Consider the following 19,121-nt stretch of genomic DNA (forward strand, 5'->3'; position numbering starts at 1 on the left):
GGACGCGGGGCGCCTGAGCGGCATATTAGCACCTGTTAAAATTCTGCGATCCCTGAAACGCGCGCTTAAAAAGCGCGCCGGCCGGCCGGCGTTCCGGCCGCCACCAACGAAGCCTTCTACCAGCATGCTGCCAGCACACAAACAGACCCTCGAAGCCCTGCTCGCGGATAGCGTCACGCAGGTCGCACACGCGCTGAAAGGCGCCGACGCGGCAAACGCCGACGTGGCGTTCGTCGCCCCCGCCATCACGCTGGAGCGCCCGAAGGTCGCCGCGCATGGCGACGTCGCGTGCAACGTCGCGATGCAACTCGCCAAGCCGCTCGGCACGAACCCGCGCCAGCTCGCCGAGAAGATCGTCGCCGCGCTGACGGCGCACCCGGCCGCGCAAGGGCTCGTCGACGCGGCCGAAATCGCGGGCCCCGGCTTCATCAACCTGCGCCTGAGCGCCGCCGCGAAGCAGGCGGTGATCGCCGCCGTGTTCGCGCAGGGTCGCGCGTTCGGCACGTCGGAGCGCGAAAAGGGCAAGCAGGTGCTGCTCGAATTCGTGTCCGCGAACCCGACCGGCCCGCTGCACGTCGGCCATGGCCGCCAGGCGGCGCTCGGCGACGTGCTCGCGAACGTGATCGCGAGCCAGGGCTATGCGGTCCACCGCGAGTTCTACTACAACGACGCCGGCGTGCAGATCGCCAACCTCGCGATCTCGACGCAGGCGCGCGCACGCGGCCTGAAGCCGGGCGACGCGGGCTGGCCGGAAGCCGCGTACAACGGCGAATACATCGCCGACATCGCGCGCGACTACCTGAACCGCGAGACGGTCGCGGCGAAGGACGGCGAGCCGGTCACGGGCGCGGGCGACATCGACGATCTCGATGCGATCCGCAAGTTCGCGGTCGCGTATCTGCGTCACGAGCAGGACATGGACCTGCAGGCGTTCGGCGTGAAATTCGATCAGTACTATCTCGAGTCGTCGCTGTACAGCGAAGGCCGGGTCGAGAAGACGGTCGACGCGCTGATCAAGGCCGGCATGACCTACGAGCAGGACGGCGCACTGTGGCTGCGCACGACCGATGAAGGCGACGACAAGGATCGCGTGATGCGCAAGTCGGACGGCACGTACACGTACTTCGTGCCGGACGTCGCGTACCACGTGACGAAATGGGAGCGCGGCTTCACGAAGGTGATCAACATCCAGGGTTCGGACCACCACGGCACGATCGCGCGCGTGCGCGCCGGCCTGCAGGGGCTGCACATCGGCATCCCGAAGGGCTATCCCGACTACGTGCTGCACAAGATGGTGACCGTGATGCGCGACGGCCAGGAAGTGAAGCTGTCGAAGCGCGCGGGCAGCTACGTGACGGTGCGCGACCTGATCGAATGGTCGGGCGGCGCAGCGCCGGGCCAGGAGGCGGCTCCCGACCTGATCGACGAGGCGACCATCACGCGCGGCCGCGACGCGGTGCGCTTCTTCCTGATCTCGCGCAAGGCCGACACCGAGTTCGTGTTCGACATCGACCTTGCACTGAAACAGAACGACGAGAATCCGGTCTATTACGTCCAGTACGCGCATGCGCGGATCTGCTCGGTGCTCAACGAACTGAAGGCCCGCTACAACGTCGACGTCGCGCAGCTTCCGGGCGCCGATCTGTCGCAGCTCACGAGCGCGCAGGCCGTGTCGCTGATGCAAAAGCTCGCCGAGTATCCGGACATGCTCACGCACGCGGCGAACGAGCTGGCGCCGCACGCGGTCGCGTTCTACCTGCGCGATCTCGCTGGTGAATTCCACTCGTTCTACAATGCGGAGCGCGTGCTGGTCGACGACGAAGCGCCGCGCAACGCGCGCGCCGCGCTGCTCGCCGCAACCCGCCAGGTGCTCGAGAACGGCCTGACGGTGCTCGGCGTGTCCGCGCCCGCGAAGATGTAAGGATGTCAGCGCGGCCCGAACCGGGCCGCGAATGGCTGCGGCAGCGCCGCCGTCGGATTGCCCCGACGGCAGATGCCCGCCGCGGCCTTTTCACGATTCTTTTTGCAGGTGACTCAAGCAATGGCACAACCACGCCGCACGTCGAAGCAATCGAAACAAGCCGGAGGGACATTTCTTGGAATCGTGCTGGGCCTGATCGTCGGCCTCGCGATCGCGGTGGTCGTGGCGCTCTACATCACGCGTTCGCCGTCGCCGTTCGTGTCGAAGGTCGCGCCGCCGCCGGCCGACAACGGCGCGAGCCAGCCGCAGCAGTTCGACCCGAACCGCGCGCTGCAAGGCAAGACGCCCGGCCAGCCGGTGCCGCAGGCCGCGCAATCCGCGCCCCCCAATACCGCGCCCGGCCAGGCCGCGAATCAGACCCAGGGCGGCTTGCTGCCCGAGCCGCAGATCGTCGAGGTGCCGCCGTCGGGCAACACGAACGGCTCCAGCGGCTCGAACAACAGCACCGCTTCGAATAACGCGTCGTCGGGCAACGGTGTCGCCGTCGCGCCGAAGCCGGCCGACAACACGCCGCCGAAGAAAACGCAGCAGGCGCAGCAACAACAGCAAGGCGGCGAGGACGACCTCGCGCGCTTCGCCGCACAGAAGCAGGCGCAGCAGGCGGCCGCGCAGAAGCAGCAGCAACAGCAACTGGCGAACAACACGCCGAAACCGACGTCGTCGGCGGCGCCCGCCGCGGCAGCGAAGCCGCCGACCGCGAATGACGCGAACACCGGTTACTTCCTGCAGGTCGGCGCGTACAAGACGGAAAGCGACGCAGAGCAGCAGCGCGCTCGGCTGGGCTTCCAGGGCTTCGAATCGAAGGTGTCGAAGCGCGACGTCAGCGGCGTGACGTACTTCCGCGTGCGCGTCGGCCCGTTCTCCAAATTCGAGGATATGAACTCGGCCCGTCAGCGCCTGTCCGATGCAGGTGTCGACACGGCGGTGATCCGTTTCACCAAGCAGTAAGCAACCGGCCGCGCCCCACGCAGATTCCGTTACGTTTCGTAACCCCGAGCAACTGATTCGACGTTCACAACATGAAAAAACTGCTTAGCACGCTCCTTCTGTCCCTGGGCCTCGCCGCCGCGGGCTTCGCGCAGGCATCGCCGGCCGCACCGGCCGCCGGCAAGGACTTCGAGGTGATGAAGTCGCCGCAACCGGTGTCCGCACCGGCCGGCAAGGTCGAGGTCATCGAATTCTTTTGGTATGGCTGCCCGCACTGCTACGAATTCGAGCCGACGATCGAGGCGTGGGTGAAGAAGCAAGGCAACAACATCGACTTCAAGCGCGTGCCGGTCGCATTCCGTGACGATTTCATCCCGCACTCGAAGCTGTTCTACGCGGTGTCCGCGCTCGGCATCTCGGAGAAGGTCACGCCGGCGATCTTCAACGCGATCCACAAGCAGAAGAACTACCTGCTGACGCCGCAGGCGCAGGCCGACTTCCTCGCGACGCAAGGCGTCGACAAGAAGCAGTTCATGGATGCGTACAACTCGTTCAGCGTGCAGGGCCAGGTCAAGCAGTCGGCCGAGCTGCTGAAGAACTACGCGATCGACGGCGTGCCGACGGTCGTCGTCCAGGGCAAGTACAAGACGGGCCCGGCTTACACGAACAGCATCCCGGGCACCGCGCAGGTGCTCGACTACCTCGTGAAGCAGGTTCAGGACAAGAAGCTCTGATCCCCGCCCGCGCGCCGGCATGACTACTCCGCTGAAGGTCTTCATCACCGGCGCGTCGAGCGGCCTCGGCCTCGCACTGGCCGACGAATACGCGCGCCAGGGCGCCACGCTCGCCCTCGTCGCGCGCCGCACCGATGCGCTCGATGCGTTCGCGCGGCGCTTCCCCAAGTTGTCCGTTTCCGTCTATTCCGCCGACGTGCGCGACGCCGATGCGCTCGCCGCCGCAGCCGCGTCGTTCATCGCCGCGCACGGCTGCCCCGACGTCGTGATCGCAAACGCAGGCATCAGCCAGGGCGCCGTCACGGGCCAGGGCGATCTCGCGACGTTCCGCGACGTGATGGACATCAACTACTACGGCATGGTCGCGACGTTCGAGCCGTTCGTGGGGCCGATGACGGCCGCGCGCCACGGCACGCTGGTCGGCGTCGCGAGCGTCGCCGGCGTGCGCGGGCTGCCCGGCTCCGGCGCGTACAGCGCGTCGAAGTCGGCGGCGATCAAGTATCTGGAGGCGCTGCGCGTCGAGCTGCGCCCGGCCGGTGTCGGCGTGGTCACGATCGCCCCCGGCTATATCCGCACGCCGATGACCGCGCACAACCCGTACCGGATGCCGTTCCTGATGGACGCCGACCGCTTCGCGGCCCGCGCCGCACGTGCGATCGCGCGGCAGCACGCGTTTCGCGTGATTCCATGGCAGATGGGCGTCGTCGCGAAGATACTGCACGTGCTGCCGCGCTGGCTTTACGATCGCCTGTTCGAGAAAGCGCCGCGCAAGCCCAAGGCCGGCGCACACTAAGTGCAGCGTGGAGCCGGCGCATGTATTGCGCCGGGTCGCCGGCTATCCGGCTTTGTCCCGCCCCCGCGCCGTCGTCGCGCGCGACGCCCGCGCCGCCTTCCCCGCCGCCACAACACGCATTCCGTCGCGAACGCAGCCGTTTTTCGCCTAATTCGCCGCGTTCCGACGCCTTTTCCCACGCCGCACGCGCTTTGACGGTATGCTATCCGGCAACCGCGCCGGTCCGTCCTCCGCCGGGCCGCGCCCGCATTCCGGCAACCGGCAAAAAATCAGAAATCACATGGGAGAACCTATGCAGGTCAAGCTGTTCGCCGCGGCCGCGCTCGCCGCCGCTCTCGCCGCCCCGGGCCTCGCCGTCGCCAAGCCGCTCACCGTGTGCACGGAATCGAGCCCGGACGGCTTCGACGTCGTCCAGTACAACTCGCTCGTCACGACCAATGCATCGGCCGACGTGATCTTCAACACGCTCGTGTCGTACGACGAAGCCGCGAAGAAGGTCGTACCCGCGCTCGCCGACAAGTGGGAAGCAAGCGCCGACGGCCTCACGTACACGTTCCACCTGCGTCCGAACGTCGCGTTCCAGACGACCGACTACTTCAAGCCGAGCCGGCCGCTGAACGCGGACGACGTCGTGTTTACGTTCTCGCGGATGCTCGACGACGCGAACCCGTGGCACAAGGTCGCCGGCGCGAGCGGCTTTCCGCACGCGCAATCCATGGGCCTCGTGAAGCTCGTGAAGGCGGTCGCCAAAGTCGACGACAACACGGTGAAGTTCACGCTGAACGAGCCGAACGCGACGTTCGTGCCGATCCTGACGATGGGCTTCGCGTCGATCTACTCGGCCGAATACGCGGACCAGCTGCTGAAGGCCGGCAAGCAGGCCGACCTGAATGCGAAGCCGATCGGCACCGGCCCGTTCGTGCTGAAGAGCTACACGAAGGACGCGCTGATCCGCTACGACGTGAACCCGTCGTACTGGGGCGCGAAACCGAAAGTCGACCGGCTGATCTACGCGATCACGCCCGACCCGTCGGTGCGCATGCAGAAGGTGAAGGCCGGCGAATGCCAGATCGCGCTGTCGCCGAAGCCGCAGGACGTGCTCGCCGCGAAGGGCGAAAGCGCGCTGAAGGTCGTGCAGACGCCGGCGTTCATGACCGCGTTCGTCGCGCTGAACACGCAGAAGAAGCCGCTCGACAACGACAAGGTGCGCGAGGCGCTGAACCTCGCGTTCGATCGCTCGACCTACCTGAAGGTGGTGTTCGACAACACGGCCACACCCGCGAACAACCCGTATCCGCCCAACACGTGGAGCTACGCGAAGGACATCGCGCCGTACGCGTACGATCCGGCGAAGGCGAAGCAGTTGCTCGCGCAGGCCGGCTTCCCGAACGGCTTCTCGACGACGATCTGGACGCGCCCGACCGGCAGCGTGCTGAACCCGAATCCGAAGGCGGGCGCCGAACTCCTGCAGGCCGACCTCGCGAAGATCGGCGTGAAGGCCGAAGTGAAGGTGATCGAATGGGGCGAGCTGATCAAGCAGGCGAAGCTCGGCCAGCATGACATGCTGTTCATGGGCTGGGCCGGCGACAACGGCGATCCGGACAACTATCTGTCGCCGTTGTTCAGTTGCAACGCCGTCAAGTCGGGCATCAACTTCGCGCGCTTCTGCGACGCGCAGCTCGACAAGCTGATCGCGGACGGCAAGTCGACGGCCGATCAGGCCAAGCGTGCGAAGCTGTACGAATCGGCGCAGAAGATCATCCACGACCAGGCGCTGTGGATTCCGCTCGGCTATCCGACCGCCGCCGCGCTCACGCGCCCGAACGTGAGCGGCTATCGCGTGAGCCCGTTCGGACGGCAGAACTTCGCGGCGGTGTCCGTGCAATAACCGCGCGTGGGGCGCAAGCGACGGCGCACGTGCCGCTCGCTTGCGCGCCTCGCGCCGCGCTTGCTACACTGCGCGCTCATTCCTCATACCGGACGCCAGCCAAAGTGAACAACTAAGCCTTCCCAAAAATGTTTTCGCCGCCGTGCCACGCACGCCGCGCGAAGGGTTTCACACATTTTCGGAGGTGCTTATGGCTGCTGCCACGCCGACCGGCGCGCTCGTCGCGCTTCATCACGTTTCCTTCCGCTTCGACGACGGCGTCACGCTGTTCGATTCGCTCGACCTTTCGATCGACCGCACGCCGACAGGCATCGTCGGCCGCAACGGCGCCGGCAAGAGCCTGCTCGCGCAATTGATCGCGGGCCGGCGCACGCCGAGCGCGGGCACGATCGAGCGCAACACGCCGGTCGTGTACGTCGCGCAGCAGCATGACGACACGCTGGCCGGCGGCCTGCGGACCGTCGCCCAGATCGCCGCGCTCGATGCACCGCTCGCGGCGCTCGCGCGTCTTGCGAACGGCCGCGCGAGCCAGCACGATTTCGACCTGATCGGCGATCGCTGGGATCTGGCCGAGCGGTTGCGCGCCGCGCTCGACGCTGCGGGCCTGCACGACGTGCACGCCGACATGCGCGCAGACGCATTGAGCGGCGGGCAATTGGCGCGCGTCGCGCTGATTGGTGCGTTGCTGTCGGATGCCGGACTGCTGGTGCTCGACGAACCGACGAACCATCTCGATGCGCCGGGCCGCGCGTGGCTGCGCACGGCGCTCGACGGCTGGCGCGGCGGGGTCGTGCTCGTCAGCCATGATCGCGCGCTGCTCGCGCAAGTCGAGCGCATCGTCGAACTGACGCCGCACGGCCTGCGCACGTACGGCGGCAACTATGCGCTGTACCGCGCGCAGCGCGACGCGCAGCAGGATGCCGCGCAGGCCGCGCTCGATCATGCGCGCGCGGAGCGCGGGCGCGTGCGGCGCCGGCTCGAACAGGAACACGACTCGATCCAGCGCCACGCGGCCGGCTCGCTGCGCGACGCGAAAACGGTCAACTTGTCATCGATGGCGCGCCAGAGGCGCAAGGGCGCCGCGCGCAGCATCATGGGACCGGTCCGGCGTCAGCAGACGGAATCCAAGGCGGCACTCGACGCGCGCGTGCACGACGCAGCCGCACGCGTCGACGCCGATGCACCGGTACTCGTGTCGTTGCCGGGCACCGAGGTCAGCGCGCACCGCCAGTTGTTCACGCTCGAACGCGCGCAATTGCCATGGGCCGCCGCGGGTCGCGCGGACGCGCTCACGTGGTCGGCCAGCGGCCCCGTGCGCATCGCGCTGACGGGCCCGAACGGCTGCGGAAAATCGACGCTGCTGCGCATGCTCGCCGGCGAACTCGCGCCACGCGCGGGCGCTTGCACGACGCACGTGAGCGCCGCGTATCTCGACCAGCGGCTCGCGCTGCTCGATCCCGATCGTTCGATCGTCGAGCAATTGGGGCGCCTCGGCACGCCGCTCGCCGAAGGCGATCTGCGCAGCCGCCTCGCGCTGCTGCAACTCGATGCCGCACGCGCGACGCAGCCGGCGCGCCGCCTGAGCGGCGGCGAGCGGTTGAAGGCCGCGCTCGCGTGCGCATTGTGGCGCGCCACGCCCGCGCAGTTGCTGCTGCTCGACGAGCCGACCAATCACCTCGATCTCGAATCGGTGCGCGCGATCGAAGCCGCGCTGGCCGGCTTTCCGGGCGCGATCGTGGTCGCGTCGCACGACGCCGCGTTTCTCGCGGCACTCGAACCGACGCACACGATGCAATGGCAGCGCGACGGGTGGCGCTACGAGCCCGTCGCGTAGCGGTGACGATGCGCGCTCAGCTCGCGGCGCGGAAGCGAAGCACGCCGTCGTCGCCTTGCTCGCGCACGAGTTCGCCCGCGAGCCACAGCAGGTTCAGATGCGCGAGCGCCTCGCCGAGCGCGAACGTCATCTGATGGATGTCGAGTTCGCGGCGGCGGAACATGATCGGCACGATGTCGGCCGCGCTGGCCGGCTGCTCCGCGCACGCAACGCGCACTTCGTCGAGCCGCGCGTCGTGGTGCGCGCGCAGTTGCGCGATGCGCGTGCGCACGCCGCGGAACGGCTTGCCGTGCGACGGCAGCACGAGCGTGTCGGGCGCCATCGTCTCGTAGCGGCCCAGCGATTCGAGGTACAGCGCGAGCGGGTTCGCTTCCGGTTCGAGATCGAACACCGACACGTTGGTCGAGATCCGCGGCAACACCATGTCGCCGGAGATCAGCACGCCATCCGCATCGCTGTGGAGTGCGCAATGTTCGGGCGAATGGCCGTAGCCGGTCACGACGCGCCACGTGCGCGCGCCGATCGTCACCGCGTCGCCGTCGCGCAGGCGGCGATAGCGCGGCGGCACGGCCGGCACGAGATCGGAGTAGTAGCTGCGGCGGTTGCGCAGCTTGTCGAGCGCGACCGGGTCGGTCAGCCCGTGCCGCGCGAAGTGATCGGCCGCGGCCGCGCCGCCTGCATTGGAGCCATTGCCCGCGGCCATCAGGCAGCCGAACAGGTATTCGCCGAGCGTCATCCACAGCCGCACCTTCCAGCGGCCCTTGTCGCCGCCTTCGCAGATCCAGTTCGCGAGGCCGAAGTGATCGGGATGGCAGTGCGTGACCAGCACGCGCAGCACCGGCAGCCCGTCGAGATGCGTATCGAAAATATGTTCCCAGTGCGTACGGATCGCGTCCGACGAAATCCCGCAGTCGACGATCGTCCAGCCGGCCTGTCCGTCGATCTCGTCACGCAGCAGCCACAGGTTGATGTGGTCGAGCGAAAACGGCAGCGGCATGCGCAGCCAGCGCACGCCGGGCGCGACCTCGAACGTGTCGCCCGCGGCGGGCAGCGTGTCGGCGAAGGGGTAGTCGAGTTGGTGTTCCAGTGCGTTCATCGGTGGGGTGTCTCGTCGTTATCTGGCCGGATGCGGCTGCGCATGCGGAGGAGGCGCGCACGCGCGGCGCCGCGGCGGGCAACGCGCCGATTCTATCGCCGTCGCGCGAAACGCGCGTCCGACCACCGCCGGCCGCTGCCAAAAAAGTTCGTGCCAGAATGGGTTCCGTACCCGCATCTTTACGCGAAGATGCACCGAACGCCCCGTAACGGCGAATAAGCTGCCGATTGTCGGCGCTTGGCGCCGGACCCCGAAAGTCATTGAAACGCCGACTTGGGCGCTAAAATGGCGAGTGCTTACAGTCCCTCTCGAACGAGCCTGCACGCAATGAATCATTTCCCCAAATTGCTGTCGTCGCAGATCGGTTTCGACGTCGCGCAGACGATGCTCGAGTACTTCGACCGCCACTACCGGATCTTCCGGGAAGCGGCCGTCGAAGGGAAGACGCTATACGAGCGCGCCGACTGGCACGGGCTGCAGCGGCTGGCGCGCGAGCGCATCACGTCGTACGACGATCGCGTAAAGGAGTGCGTGGAGGTACTGCAGGACGAATACGACGCGGAGGACATCGACGACGAAGTGTGGCAGCAGATCAAGCTCCACTACATCGGCCTGCTCACGTCGCACCGCCAGCCCGAGTGCGCGGAAACGTTCTTCAATTCGGTGTGCTGCACGATCCTGCACCGCTCGTATTTCAACAACGATTTCATTTTCGTGCGGCCGGCGATCTCGACCGAATACCTGGAGAACGACGAGCCGGCCGCGAAGCCGACCTATCGCGCGTACTACCCGGCCACCGACGGGCTCGCGGCCACGCTCGAGCGCATCGTCACGAACTTCCAGCTCGAACTGCCGTTCGAGGATCTCGCGCGCGACACCGGCTGCGTAATGCAGGCGATCGCCGACGAATTCGGCCAGTTCGACGAAGCGCAGAATTTCCAGATCCACGTGCTGTCGTCGCTGTTCTTCCGCAACAAGAGCGCGTACATCGTAGGCCGCATCATCAACGGCGATCGCGTGCTGCCGTTCGCGGTGCCGATCCGGCACGTGCGCCCGGGCCTCCTCGCGCTGGACACCGTGCTGCTGCGCCGCGAACAGCTGCAGATCATCTTCAGCTTCTCGCATTCGTATTTCCTCGTCGACATGGGCGTGCCGTCCGCGTACGTGGATTTCCTCTGCACGATCATGCCGGGCAAGCCGAAGGCCGAGATCTATACGTCGGTCGGCCTGCAGAAGCAGGGCAAGAACCTGTTCTACCGCGACCTGCTGCACCATCTGTCGCATTCGAGCGACCGCTTCATCGTCGCGCCCGGGATCAAGGGCCTCGTGATGCTCGTGTTCACGCTGCCGTCGTTCCCGTACGTGTTCAAGATCATCAAGGATCACTTCCCGCCGCCGAAGGAAACGACGCGCGCGCAGATCATGGAGAAGTACCAGCTCGTGAAGCGCCACGACCGGCTCGGCCGGATGGCCGACACGCTCGAGTATTCGAGCGTCGCGCTGCCGATCTCGCGGCTCGACCACGCGCTGGTGCGCGAACTGGAAAAGGAAGTGCCGTCGCTGCTCGAATACGAGGACGACAATCTCGTGATCAAGCACCTGTACATCGAGCGCCGGATGACGCCGCTGAACCTGTACCTGCAGAACGGCACCGACGCCGAGGTCGAGCACGGCGTGAAGGAGTACGGCAACGCGGTGAAGGAATTGATGAAGGCCAACATCTTCCCCGGCGACATGCTGTACAAGAACTTCGGCGTCACGCGCCACGGCCGCGTGGTGTTCTACGACTACGACGAGATCGAGTATCTGACCGACTGCAACGTGCGGCGCGTGCCGCCGCCGCGCAACGAGGAAGACGAACTGTCGGGCGAACCGTGGTATACCGTCGGCCCGCACGACATCTTTCCCGAAACCTACGGCCCGTTCCTGCTCGGCGATCCGCGCGTGCGCGCGGTCTTCATGAAGCATCACGCGGATTTTTTCGAACCCGCGCTGTGGCAAGCCAGCAAGGACAAGCTGCTGCAGGGCGAGTTGCCCGATTTTTACCCTTACGACGTGTCGCTGCGCTTTCGCGAGCGCTACCCGGCGCGCTTCGACGAGACGGCAGACGCCGGCGACGGCGACACCGCCGCGCAGCGTGCCGCGTGATCCACGGCCGATACGACCCGATCCAAACCCTTAGCGCCGCGCTTTGCGCCAACGGAATCCACACCGATGAACACGCCAGACAATCCGCTTTCACATCTGTTCGACAACAACGACGCGTGGGTCAAGCGCCAGCTCGCCGACGATCCCGAATTCTTCGCGCGTCTTGCCGACCAGCAGGCGCCGGAATATCTGTGGATCGGCTGCTCGGATTCGCGCGTGCCCGCGAACCAGATCATCGGCCTGCCGCCGGGCGAAGTGTTCGTCCATCGCAACATCGCGAACGTCGTCGTGCACAGCGACCTGAATTGCCTGTCGGTGATCCAGTTCGCAGTCGACATCCTGCGCGTCAAGCACATCATGGTCGTCGGCCATTACGGCTGCTCCGGCGTGAATGCGGCGCTGCACAACCGCCGCGTCGGCCTCGCAGACAACTGGCTGCATCACGTGCAGGACGTGCGCGAACGCCATGCGGCGCTGCTCGACGAATGGCCGGTCGGCGAGGCGCGCTATCGGCGCCTGATCGAGCTGAACGCGATCGAGCAGGTCGTCAACGTGTGCCGCACGACGATCGTCAACGATGCATGGGCGCGCGGCCAGTCGCTGACCGTGCACGGGCTCGTGTACGGCGTGCACGACGGCCGGATGCGCAACCTGGGGATGTCCGTATCGAACTTCGACGCGCTCGATGCAACCCACAAGCGCTGCGTCGCGGCGCTCACCGCGCGCGGCCAGCATGCGCCGGACAACGACATGGTCGCGGCCGACGCCGCGCGGCTCGAAGGCGTCGCGCAGGCGGTTGCCGAGACGCTGAAGCCGTGCAGCGACGCGCAGTAACGGGCGCCATTGGCGGCGCGGGGACGCACGGCGAGCACGATGCGCGCTCGCGAGTCGGCGGGCCGCACCTGCCGCCGTGCCTACCGCCGTGCCTGCCGCCGTGCCGCATCCGTCACGTCACGCGGCTGCATACGCACCGTAACCGCGCGCGCGGCGGCCTCGAACCGATTTGACACCGACACACTGCCGCGACGGCGGTGCAACGCAAAGGAGCGGCGAACATGAAAACCGTACTGATCGTCGGCGCATCGCGCGGCCTCGGACGCGAATTCGTCCGGCAATACCGGCGCGACGGCTGGAACGTGATCGCGACAGCGCGCGACGATGCGTCGCTCGCGGCGCTGCGCAGCCTCGGCGCGCAAGCGCATGCGCTCGACATCGCGCAGCCCGAACAGATCGCGGCGCTCGGCTGGAAGCTCGACGGCGAGCGGCTCGACGCGGCCGTGCTGGTGTCGGGCGTGTACGGGCCGCGCACCGAGGGCGTCGAGACGATTTCCGCGGAGGATTTCGACGCGGTCATGCATACGAACGTGCGCGGACCGATGCAATTGCTGCCGATCCTGCTGCCGCTCGTCGAGGACGCGCGGGGCGTGCTGGCCGTCGTGTCGAGCCGGATGGGCAGCATCGCGGAGGCAACCGGCACGACCGGCTGGCTGTACCGCGCGAGCAAGGCTGCGCTGAACGACGTGCTGCGCATCGCATCGCTGCAGACGCGCCACGCCGCATGCATTTCGCTGCATCCCGGCTGGGTGCGCACCGACATGGGCGGCGCGCAGGCGGCGATCGACCCGGAAACGAGCGTGACCGGCATGCGCCGCGTGATCGCCGAGGCCGCCGCGGACGTGCCGCAGGCCAACGGCCGCTTCTTCCAGTACGACGGCGTCGAGCTCAGCTGGTAAACCCGCATCAGAACCTGGCGTCGTTAATTCCCGATTCGCATGATTTTGAACCGACCTGACGCGTGCCCGTGCGGCGGCGCGTCCCCGAACCCGGCCGGCAAAGCCCAGCCGCCGCGCTACGCGGCCTGTTGCGGACGCTTCATCGACGGTGGCGCCGCGGCGCCCACCGCGCTCGAGTTGATGCGCTCCAGGTACACCGCTTACGTGCTCGGCGCGACCGACTACCTGCGCGCGACCTGGGATGCGCGCACTTGCCCGGCCGATCTCGATGCCGACCCGAATGCGCGTGACGCGCCGCGCTGGCTCGGCCTGGCGGTCAAACGGCACGACCAGCTCGACGAACGTCGCGCGGAAGTCGAGTTCGTGGCGCGCTACAAGGTTGGAGGCCGCGCATACCGGCTCCACGAGACGAGTCGCTTCACTCGCGACGAACACGGTTTCTGGCGCTATGTGGACGGCGAAGTAAGTGAACGCTGACAAATAGTTGCTGTGTCAGACGCCGGGTAATTCCTGCATTGCACAACCGGAATTTGTCGGGCTACGATGGCCGTCAGATTGGTCATGTTGCATGGCAGGGCTTACGAATGGCGTTCAGCAAGGTATTGGTGGGATGGATGGCGGCCTGTGCGCTGTCGGCCGCTCAGGCCGGTACGCTGTCGAACGCGAATGCCGGCGCGGCCGCAGCCGGCGGATCGCTCGCCCATGCCGAGCGCTTCGATTACGGCGACTCGGGCCTCCCGCAGGTCGCCGCGAACCTCAATGAGCAGATCGTCAGCATTCCGGCGGATGCGTCGGGCTCCGTCATGCTCGAGGCCACGCTGTTCAAGCCGGACGGCCCCGGCCCGTTCCCGCTCGTCGTCTTCAATCACGGCAAAAACACCGGCGATCTCCATCAGCAGCCGCGCAGCCGGCCGCTCGCGTTCGCGCGTGAATTCGTGCGCCGCGGCTACGCGGTGATCGCGCCGAACCGCCAGGGTTTCGCCGGGTCGGGCGGCACGTATCAGCAGGAAGGCTGCAACGTCGGCAAGAACGGCCTCGCGCAGGCCGCCGACGTCGCGGCGACCGTGCGCTACATGTCGCATCAGCCGTACATCGACGCATCGCGCATCGTCGTCGCGGGCACGTCGCACGGCGGACTCGTTTCGGTCGCGTACGGCACCGAAGCAGCGCCCGGCGTACGCGGCATCATCAACTTCTCCGGCGGACTGCGTCAGGATCTCTGCGACGGCTGGCAGCGCAACCTCGTGGACGCGTTCGACCAGTACGGCGCGCACACGGCCGTACGCTCGCTGTGGCTGTACGGCGACAACGATTCGGTGTGGACGCCCGCGCTCGTCGCGCAGATGCACAACGCGTACGTGTCGCACGGCACGCAGGCGCAGTTCATCGATTTCGGCCGCTACAAAGATGACGCGCATCGGCTGATCGTCGATCGCGACGGCGTGCCCGTGTGGTGGCCGGCCGTGCACGCGTTCCTCTCGGATCTGAATCTGCCGACGTCGGTCCGCTATGCGGTTGCCAATCCGCATGAGCCGAATGCGACCGGCTACGCGTCCATCGACGCGGTCGATGCGGTGCCGTTCCTCGACGAGGCCGGCCGCGAAGGTTATCGGCGCTTCCTGAGCCAGCATCCGAGCCGCGCGTTTGCGGTGTCGTCGGAAGGTGCGTGGTCGTGGGCCGAAGGCGGCGACGATCCGATGGCGCTCGCGCTCGACAACTGCTCGAAGCAAGGCGCCGGCACCTGCCGGCTGTATGCGGTGAACGACCGCGTCGTGTGGAACGGCAACGCGACGCAGACGGCCGACAACGACAATACCCGCAAAAACGACGCCGATACGCGCGCGCTGGCTTCACGGTGACGCCGCGCGTTGCGCGCGTCGAGTGACGCGCTCCGCATCGGACTTTTCCTTCATTTTCCTGTTTCCTGAGCGCTTTGGCGCGCCGCGACGGCATGCGCGGGCCCGGTTCCTACGTGCAGGTCTGCTTACGCCCGTCTCCCGCTTTCGCGGGCCTTGTGTCGCGGCTGAGTCCCGGACTCGTTCGACGTTTGGCGTGCGGCGTTCGGCGTTCGGCGTTCGGCGTTCGGCGTTCGGCGTTCGGCGTTCGGCGTTTGGCGTTTGGCGTTTGGCGTTTGGCGTTTGGCGTTTGGCGTTTGGCGTTTGGCGTTTGGCGTTTGGCGTTTGGCGTTTGGCGTTTGGCCTTGGCGTTCGCCGCTCCCGCTCCCGCTCCCGTTCGCGTTCCCGTTCCCGTTCGCGTTCCCGTTCCCGTTCGCGTTCCCGTTCCCGTTCCCGGTCACTGTTCGCCGGTCGCCGGTCGCCGGTCGCCACCAGCATCGCTCTCGTCAGCGCCCGATTTATATTGCTGGCCCCTATTTCCCCCCTGCCGCGCCGCCTTTGCGCCGATTTTTTTCTGTCGGGGGGTGTCACTCGAACGTCGCCATCTGCTGCGATTTCGCTGCATCTGGCGTGTACCGTTCCGAGCACCGCCGAACTGCGCGGAACTCCCGCCCGGCAAGGCTTTGCGCGGTTTGTAACCGGTAGTGCAACACGCCGCGGAACACGCTAATCTCAGCGCGTTTTCCGTCTGTCGCCGCGTGGTATCCGCTTCGATACCCGCCGCCGTTTGATCCCCGGAGTTGCCTTGAGTACGCCAGCCACCGATGACTGGGTCGCGCGCAGCCTGCGCGCGGTCTGGCATCCCTGCACCCAGATGAAACACCACGAGCGCCTGCCGCTGATTCCCGTCGCCCGCGGCGCGGGCGTGTGGCTGTACGACCGCGACGGCCGCCGCTACTTCGATGCAATCAGCTCGTGGTGGGTCAACCTGTTCGGCCATGCGAATCCGGACATCAACGCGGCGTTGAAGAACCAGCTCGACACGCTCGAACACGCGATGCTCGCCGGCTGCACGCACGAGCCGGCGATCGAGCTCGCCGAGCGGCTGCATGCGCTCACCGGCCGCACGCTCGGCCATGCGTTCTTCGCGTCGGACGGCGCATCGGCGGTCGAGATCGCGCTGAAGATGAGCTTCCACGCGTGGCGCAACCGCGGCCGCGCGGACAAGCGCGAATTCGTGTGCGTCGCGAACGGCTATCACGGCGAGACCATCGGCGCGCTCGGCGTGACCGACGTCGCGCTGTTCAAGGACGCGTACGACCCGCTGATCCGCAACGCGCACGTGGTCGCATCGCCCGACGCGCGCGGCGCGCTGCCGGGCGAGACGGCCGCGGACGCGGCCGGCCGCGCGCTCGCCGACGTGCGCCGCCTGTTCGCCGAACGCGCCGACCGGATCGCCGCGCTGATCGTCGAGCCGCTCGTGCAGTGCGCGGCCGGCATGGCGATGCACGATCCGTCGTACGTGCGCGGGCTGCGCGCCCTGTGCGACGAATTCGGCGTGCACCTGATCGCCGACGAGATCGCGGTCGGCTGCGGCCGCACCGGCACGTTCTTCGCCTGCGAGCAGGCCGGCGTCTGGCCCGACTTCCTGTGTCTGTCGAAAGGCATCAGCGGCGGCTACCTGCCGCTGTCGCTGGTGCTGACCCGCGACGACGTGTTCGCGTCGTTCTATGACGACGACACGACGCGCGGCTTCCTGCACTCGCATTCGTACACGGGCAATCCGCTCGCGTGCCGCGCGGCGGTCGCGACGCTCGACCTGTTCGCGCGCGACGACGTGCTCGCCGCGAACGCGCGCAAGTCGGACGCGATGCGCGCCGCCCTTGCGCCGCTCGCCGCGCATCCGCAGGTGCGCCACCTGCGCGAGCGCGGCACGCTGTTCGCGTTCGACCTCGCGCTCGACGGCGACGCCGCGCGCGGCTTCTCGCGGCGCTTCTTCGAGCGTGCGCTCGAACGCGAACTGCTGCTGCGCCCGATCGGCACGACCGTCTACCTGATGCCGCCGTACGTGATGAACGACGACGACATCGCATGGCTCGCGCAGCGCACGCGCGACACGCTCGATGCAACGCTCGCGGAGGCCGCATGACGTCGAACGCCCTCCTCGGCGCGCTGCAGCGCGGCCTCGCCGAACTCGATGCGCAGGGCCTGCGCCGCGTGCGCCGCACCGCCGACACCGCGTGCGATGCGCACATGCGCGTCGACGGCCGCGACATCGTCGGCTTCGCGAGCAACGATTACCTTGGCCTCGCCGCGCACCCGGCGCTCGTCGCCGCATTCGCCGAAGGTGCGCAGCGCTACGGCTCCGGCAGCGGCGGCTCGCATCTGCTCGGCGGCCATTCGCGCGCGCACGCAACGCTCGAAGACGAGCTCGCGGGCTTCGCTGGCGGCTTCTCCGACGCGCCGCGCGCGCTGTACTTCAGCACCGGCTACATGGCGAACCTCGCCGCGATGACCGCGCTGACGGGCAAGCACGCGACGATCTTCTCCGATGCGCTGAACCATGCATCGCTGATCGACGGGATCCGGCTGTCGCGCGCGAACGTGCAGGTCTATCCGCACGCGGACATGGCCGCGCTCGCCGCGCTGCTCGATGCGTCGGGCGCCGAAACGAAGCTGATCGTCAGCGATACGGTGTTCAGCATGGACGGCGACATCGCGCCGCTCGCCGAGCTCGTCGCGCTGGCCGAGCGCCACGGCGCGTGGCTCGTCGTCGACGACGCGCACGGCTTCGGCGTGCTCGGCCCGCAGGGCCGCGGCGCGCTCGCGGCCGCCGCGCTGCGCTCGCCGAACCTGCTCTACGTCGGCACGCTCGGCAAGGCGGCCGGCGTTGCGGGTGCGTTCGTCGTCGCGCACGAGACGGTGATCGAATGGATGATCCAGCGCGCGCGCAGCTACATCTTCACGACGGCCGCGCCGCCGGCGGTCGCGCACGCAGTATCGGCAAGCCTGAAGGTGATCGCCGGCGATGAAGGCGACGCGCGACGCGCACATCTCGCCGCGCTGATCGAGCGCACGCGCGCGCTGCTGCGCACGACGCGCTGGCAGCCGGTCGACTCGCACACGGCCGTGCAGCCGCTCGTGATCGGCAGCAACGACGCGACGCTCGCGGCGATGCGCTCGCTCGACGCGCACGGCCTGTGGGTGCCCGCGATCCGGCCGCCGACGGTGCCGGCCGGCACGTCGCGGCTGCGGATCTCGCTGTCGGCCGCGCATTCGTTCGACGATCTCGCGCGGCTCGAAACCGCGCTGATCGAAGCCAGCGAAGGGCTGCGCCCGTCTCATACCGACGCGCATTCGCTGTCGCCGGAGGGCACTGCAGCGCCCGTTGCGGCGGCCCGGCGGGAGACTGCCGCATGAACGCGCCGCTTTCGCTCTTCGTCACGGGCACCGACACCGAAATCGGCAAGACGTTCGTATCGGCCGCGATGCTGCACGCTTTCGCGCGCCACGGGCTGCGCGCGGCCGCGCTGAAGCCCGTCGCGGCCGGCGCGTATGAGCGCGACGGCGTGTGGCGCAACGAGGACGCCGATCAGCTCGACGCGGCCGCGAACGTCGTGCTGCCGCCCGAACTGCGCACGCCGTTCCTGCTGAAGGCGCCCGCCGCACCGCACATCGTCGCCGCCCACGAAGGCGTGACGCTCGACATCGGCACGATCGTCGCGAGCCATCGCGAAGCGCTGACGCGCGCGGACGTGGTCGTCGTCGAAGGTGTCGGCGGCTTTCGCGTGCCGCTGAACGACACGCAGGACACGGCCGATCTCGCGGTCGCGCTCGGCCTGCCGGTCGTGCTCGTCGTCGGCGTGCGGCTTGGCTGCATCAGCCACGCGCTGCTCACGGCCGATGCGATTGCCGCGCGCGGCCTGACGCTCGCCGGCTGGGTCGCGAACCACGTCGATCCGGCGATGTCGTACGCCGACGAGAACGTGGCGACGATCCGCGACTGGCTCGCGCGCGAGCATCGCGCGCCGCTCCTCGGCCGCATCGCGCACATGAATCCGGCCGCCCCCGAATCCGCCGCGGCGATGCTCGACATCGCCGCGCTCGTCGACACGCTGCGCGCCGCGCAGCGTTGACGCCCCGATCCCAGCA

The 19,121-nt window shown here is 67.8% G+C and carries 15 protein-coding genes; 14 read left to right on the forward strand and 1 reads right to left on the reverse strand.

Going from position 1 to position 19,121, the window contains the following annotated elements; genetic code table 11:
• Positions 1-124 precede the first annotated feature (124 nt).
• From argS to WK25_RS14160, 6 genes are all read left to right on the forward strand, one after another.
• Positions 125-1,921 (forward strand): arginine--tRNA ligase, encoded by a 1,797-nt coding sequence (argS, locus tag WK25_RS14135; protein WP_040142235.1) that lies wholly within the window; start codon positions 125-127, stop codon positions 1,919-1,921.
• Between the two features lie 120 nt (positions 1,922-2,041).
• On the forward strand, positions 2,042-2,929 hold the full coding sequence (locus tag WK25_RS14140; RefSeq protein ID WP_069241805.1) for an SPOR domain-containing protein: 888 nt from the start codon (positions 2,042-2,044) through the stop codon (positions 2,927-2,929).
• Positions 2,930-3,000: 71 nt separating this feature from the next.
• Positions 3,001-3,642, forward strand: coding sequence for a thiol:disulfide interchange protein DsbA/DsbL (locus WK25_RS14145; protein ID WP_040142238.1), 642 nt, complete (start codon positions 3,001-3,003; stop codon positions 3,640-3,642).
• Positions 3,643-3,661: 19 nt separating this feature from the next.
• Positions 3,662-4,435: an SDR family oxidoreductase gene (locus WK25_RS14150; RefSeq protein ID WP_040142240.1), complete on the forward strand. Its 774-nt coding sequence runs from the start codon at positions 3,662-3,664 to the stop codon at positions 4,433-4,435.
• Between the two features lie 292 nt (positions 4,436-4,727).
• Positions 4,728-6,323 (forward strand): ABC transporter substrate-binding protein, encoded by a 1,596-nt coding sequence (locus WK25_RS14155; RefSeq protein WP_040142242.1) that lies wholly within the window; start codon positions 4,728-4,730, stop codon positions 6,321-6,323.
• 190 nt (positions 6,324-6,513) lie between these two features.
• On the forward strand, positions 6,514-8,157 hold the full coding sequence (locus tag WK25_RS14160) for an ABC-F family ATP-binding cassette domain-containing protein (RefSeq protein ID WP_069241806.1): 1,644 nt from the start codon (positions 6,514-6,516) through the stop codon (positions 8,155-8,157).
• A 16-nt stretch (positions 8,158-8,173) separates the two neighbouring features.
• On the opposite strand, the gene WK25_RS14165 is transcribed toward WK25_RS14160, so the two are convergent.
• The gene (locus WK25_RS14165; RefSeq protein WP_069241807.1) at positions 8,174-9,253 is read right to left on the reverse strand and encodes an MBL fold metallo-hydrolase; all 1,080 of its coding nucleotides are present in this window, start codon (positions 9,251-9,253) and stop codon (positions 8,174-8,176) included.
• A 327-nt stretch (positions 9,254-9,580) separates the two neighbouring features.
• Here WK25_RS14165 and aceK point away from each other — a divergent pair, with 327 nt between their 5' ends.
• The 8 genes from aceK to bioD all read left to right on the forward strand — a co-directional run bounded on the left by aceK (position 9,581) and on the right by bioD (position 19,105).
• Entirely contained in the window at positions 9,581-11,401 is a 1,821-nt protein-coding gene (gene aceK, locus WK25_RS14170; RefSeq protein WP_069241808.1) for a bifunctional isocitrate dehydrogenase kinase/phosphatase, read from the forward strand.
• 66 nt (positions 11,402-11,467) lie between these two features.
• On the forward strand, positions 11,468-12,235 hold the full coding sequence (gene can, locus WK25_RS14175) for a carbonate dehydratase (RefSeq protein ID WP_040142249.1): 768 nt from the start codon (positions 11,468-11,470) through the stop codon (positions 12,233-12,235).
• A 221-nt stretch (positions 12,236-12,456) separates the two neighbouring features.
• A complete protein-coding gene (locus WK25_RS14180; protein ID WP_040144806.1) occupies positions 12,457-13,134 on the forward strand; it encodes an SDR family oxidoreductase in 678 nt (225 codons plus the stop codon).
• A gap of 39 nt (positions 13,135-13,173) precedes the next feature.
• Positions 13,174-13,611, forward strand: coding sequence for a YchJ family protein (locus tag WK25_RS14185; protein WP_069241809.1), 438 nt, complete (start codon positions 13,174-13,176; stop codon positions 13,609-13,611).
• Between the two features lie 107 nt (positions 13,612-13,718).
• Complete coding sequence (locus tag WK25_RS14190) at positions 13,719-14,993, forward strand: dienelactone hydrolase family protein (RefSeq protein ID WP_069241810.1); 1,275 nt, start codon at positions 13,719-13,721, stop codon at positions 14,991-14,993.
• 781 nt (positions 14,994-15,774) lie between these two features.
• A complete protein-coding gene (gene bioA, locus WK25_RS14195) occupies positions 15,775-17,118 on the forward strand; it encodes an adenosylmethionine--8-amino-7-oxononanoate transaminase (RefSeq protein WP_059544650.1) in 1,344 nt (447 codons plus the stop codon).
• Positions 17,115-18,389, forward strand: a complete 1,275-nt coding sequence (bioF, locus tag WK25_RS14200) for an 8-amino-7-oxononanoate synthase (protein WP_069241811.1) — start codon at positions 17,115-17,117, stop codon at positions 18,387-18,389. The genes bioA and bioF overlap by 4 nt, the downstream gene beginning before the upstream one ends.
• A complete protein-coding gene (bioD, locus tag WK25_RS14205; protein WP_040142256.1) occupies positions 18,386-19,105 on the forward strand; it encodes a dethiobiotin synthase in 720 nt (239 codons plus the stop codon). Before bioF ends, bioD begins: the two co-directional genes overlap by 4 nt.
• The last annotated feature ends 16 nt before the right edge of the window (positions 19,106-19,121 follow it).

The sequence above is a fragment of the Burkholderia latens genome (assembly GCF_001718795.1).
Classification (GTDB): domain Bacteria; phylum Pseudomonadota; class Gammaproteobacteria; order Burkholderiales; family Burkholderiaceae; genus Burkholderia; species Burkholderia latens_A.

What these genes read in the sequence shown, in the direction of transcription:
- WK25_RS14180 (WP_040144806.1), top strand. Translation starts at nt 12,457, where the DNA reads ATGAAAACCGTACTGATCGTCGGCGCATCGCGCGGCCTCGGACGCGAA.
- can (WP_040142249.1), top strand. Translation starts at nt 11,468, where the DNA reads ATGAACACGCCAGACAATCCGCTTTCACATCTGTTCGACAACAACGAC.
- bioD (WP_040142256.1), top strand. Translation starts at nt 18,386, where the DNA reads ATGAACGCGCCGCTTTCGCTCTTCGTCACGGGCACCGACACCGAAATC.
- WK25_RS14190 (WP_069241810.1), top strand. Translation starts at nt 13,719, where the DNA reads ATGGCGTTCAGCAAGGTATTGGTGGGATGGATGGCGGCCTGTGCGCTG.
- bioF (WP_069241811.1), top strand. Translation starts at nt 17,115, where the DNA reads ATGACGTCGAACGCCCTCCTCGGCGCGCTGCAGCGCGGCCTCGCCGAA.
- WK25_RS14140 (WP_069241805.1), top strand. Translation starts at nt 2,042, where the DNA reads ATGGCACAACCACGCCGCACGTCGAAGCAATCGAAACAAGCCGGAGGG.
- WK25_RS14185 (WP_069241809.1), top strand. Translation starts at nt 13,174, where the DNA reads ATGATTTTGAACCGACCTGACGCGTGCCCGTGCGGCGGCGCGTCCCCG.
- WK25_RS14160 (WP_069241806.1), top strand. Translation starts at nt 6,514, where the DNA reads ATGGCTGCTGCCACGCCGACCGGCGCGCTCGTCGCGCTTCATCACGTT.
- WK25_RS14155 (WP_040142242.1), top strand. Translation starts at nt 4,728, where the DNA reads ATGCAGGTCAAGCTGTTCGCCGCGGCCGCGCTCGCCGCCGCTCTCGCC.
- WK25_RS14150 (WP_040142240.1), top strand. Translation starts at nt 3,662, where the DNA reads ATGACTACTCCGCTGAAGGTCTTCATCACCGGCGCGTCGAGCGGCCTC.
- aceK (WP_069241808.1), top strand. Translation starts at nt 9,581, where the DNA reads ATGAATCATTTCCCCAAATTGCTGTCGTCGCAGATCGGTTTCGACGTC.
- argS (WP_040142235.1), top strand. Translation starts at nt 125, where the DNA reads ATGCTGCCAGCACACAAACAGACCCTCGAAGCCCTGCTCGCGGATAGC.
- WK25_RS14165 (WP_069241807.1), bottom strand. Translation starts at nt 9,253, where the DNA reads ATGAACGCACTGGAACACCAACTCGACTACCCCTTCGCCGACACGCTG.
- WK25_RS14145 (WP_040142238.1), top strand. Translation starts at nt 3,001, where the DNA reads ATGAAAAAACTGCTTAGCACGCTCCTTCTGTCCCTGGGCCTCGCCGCC.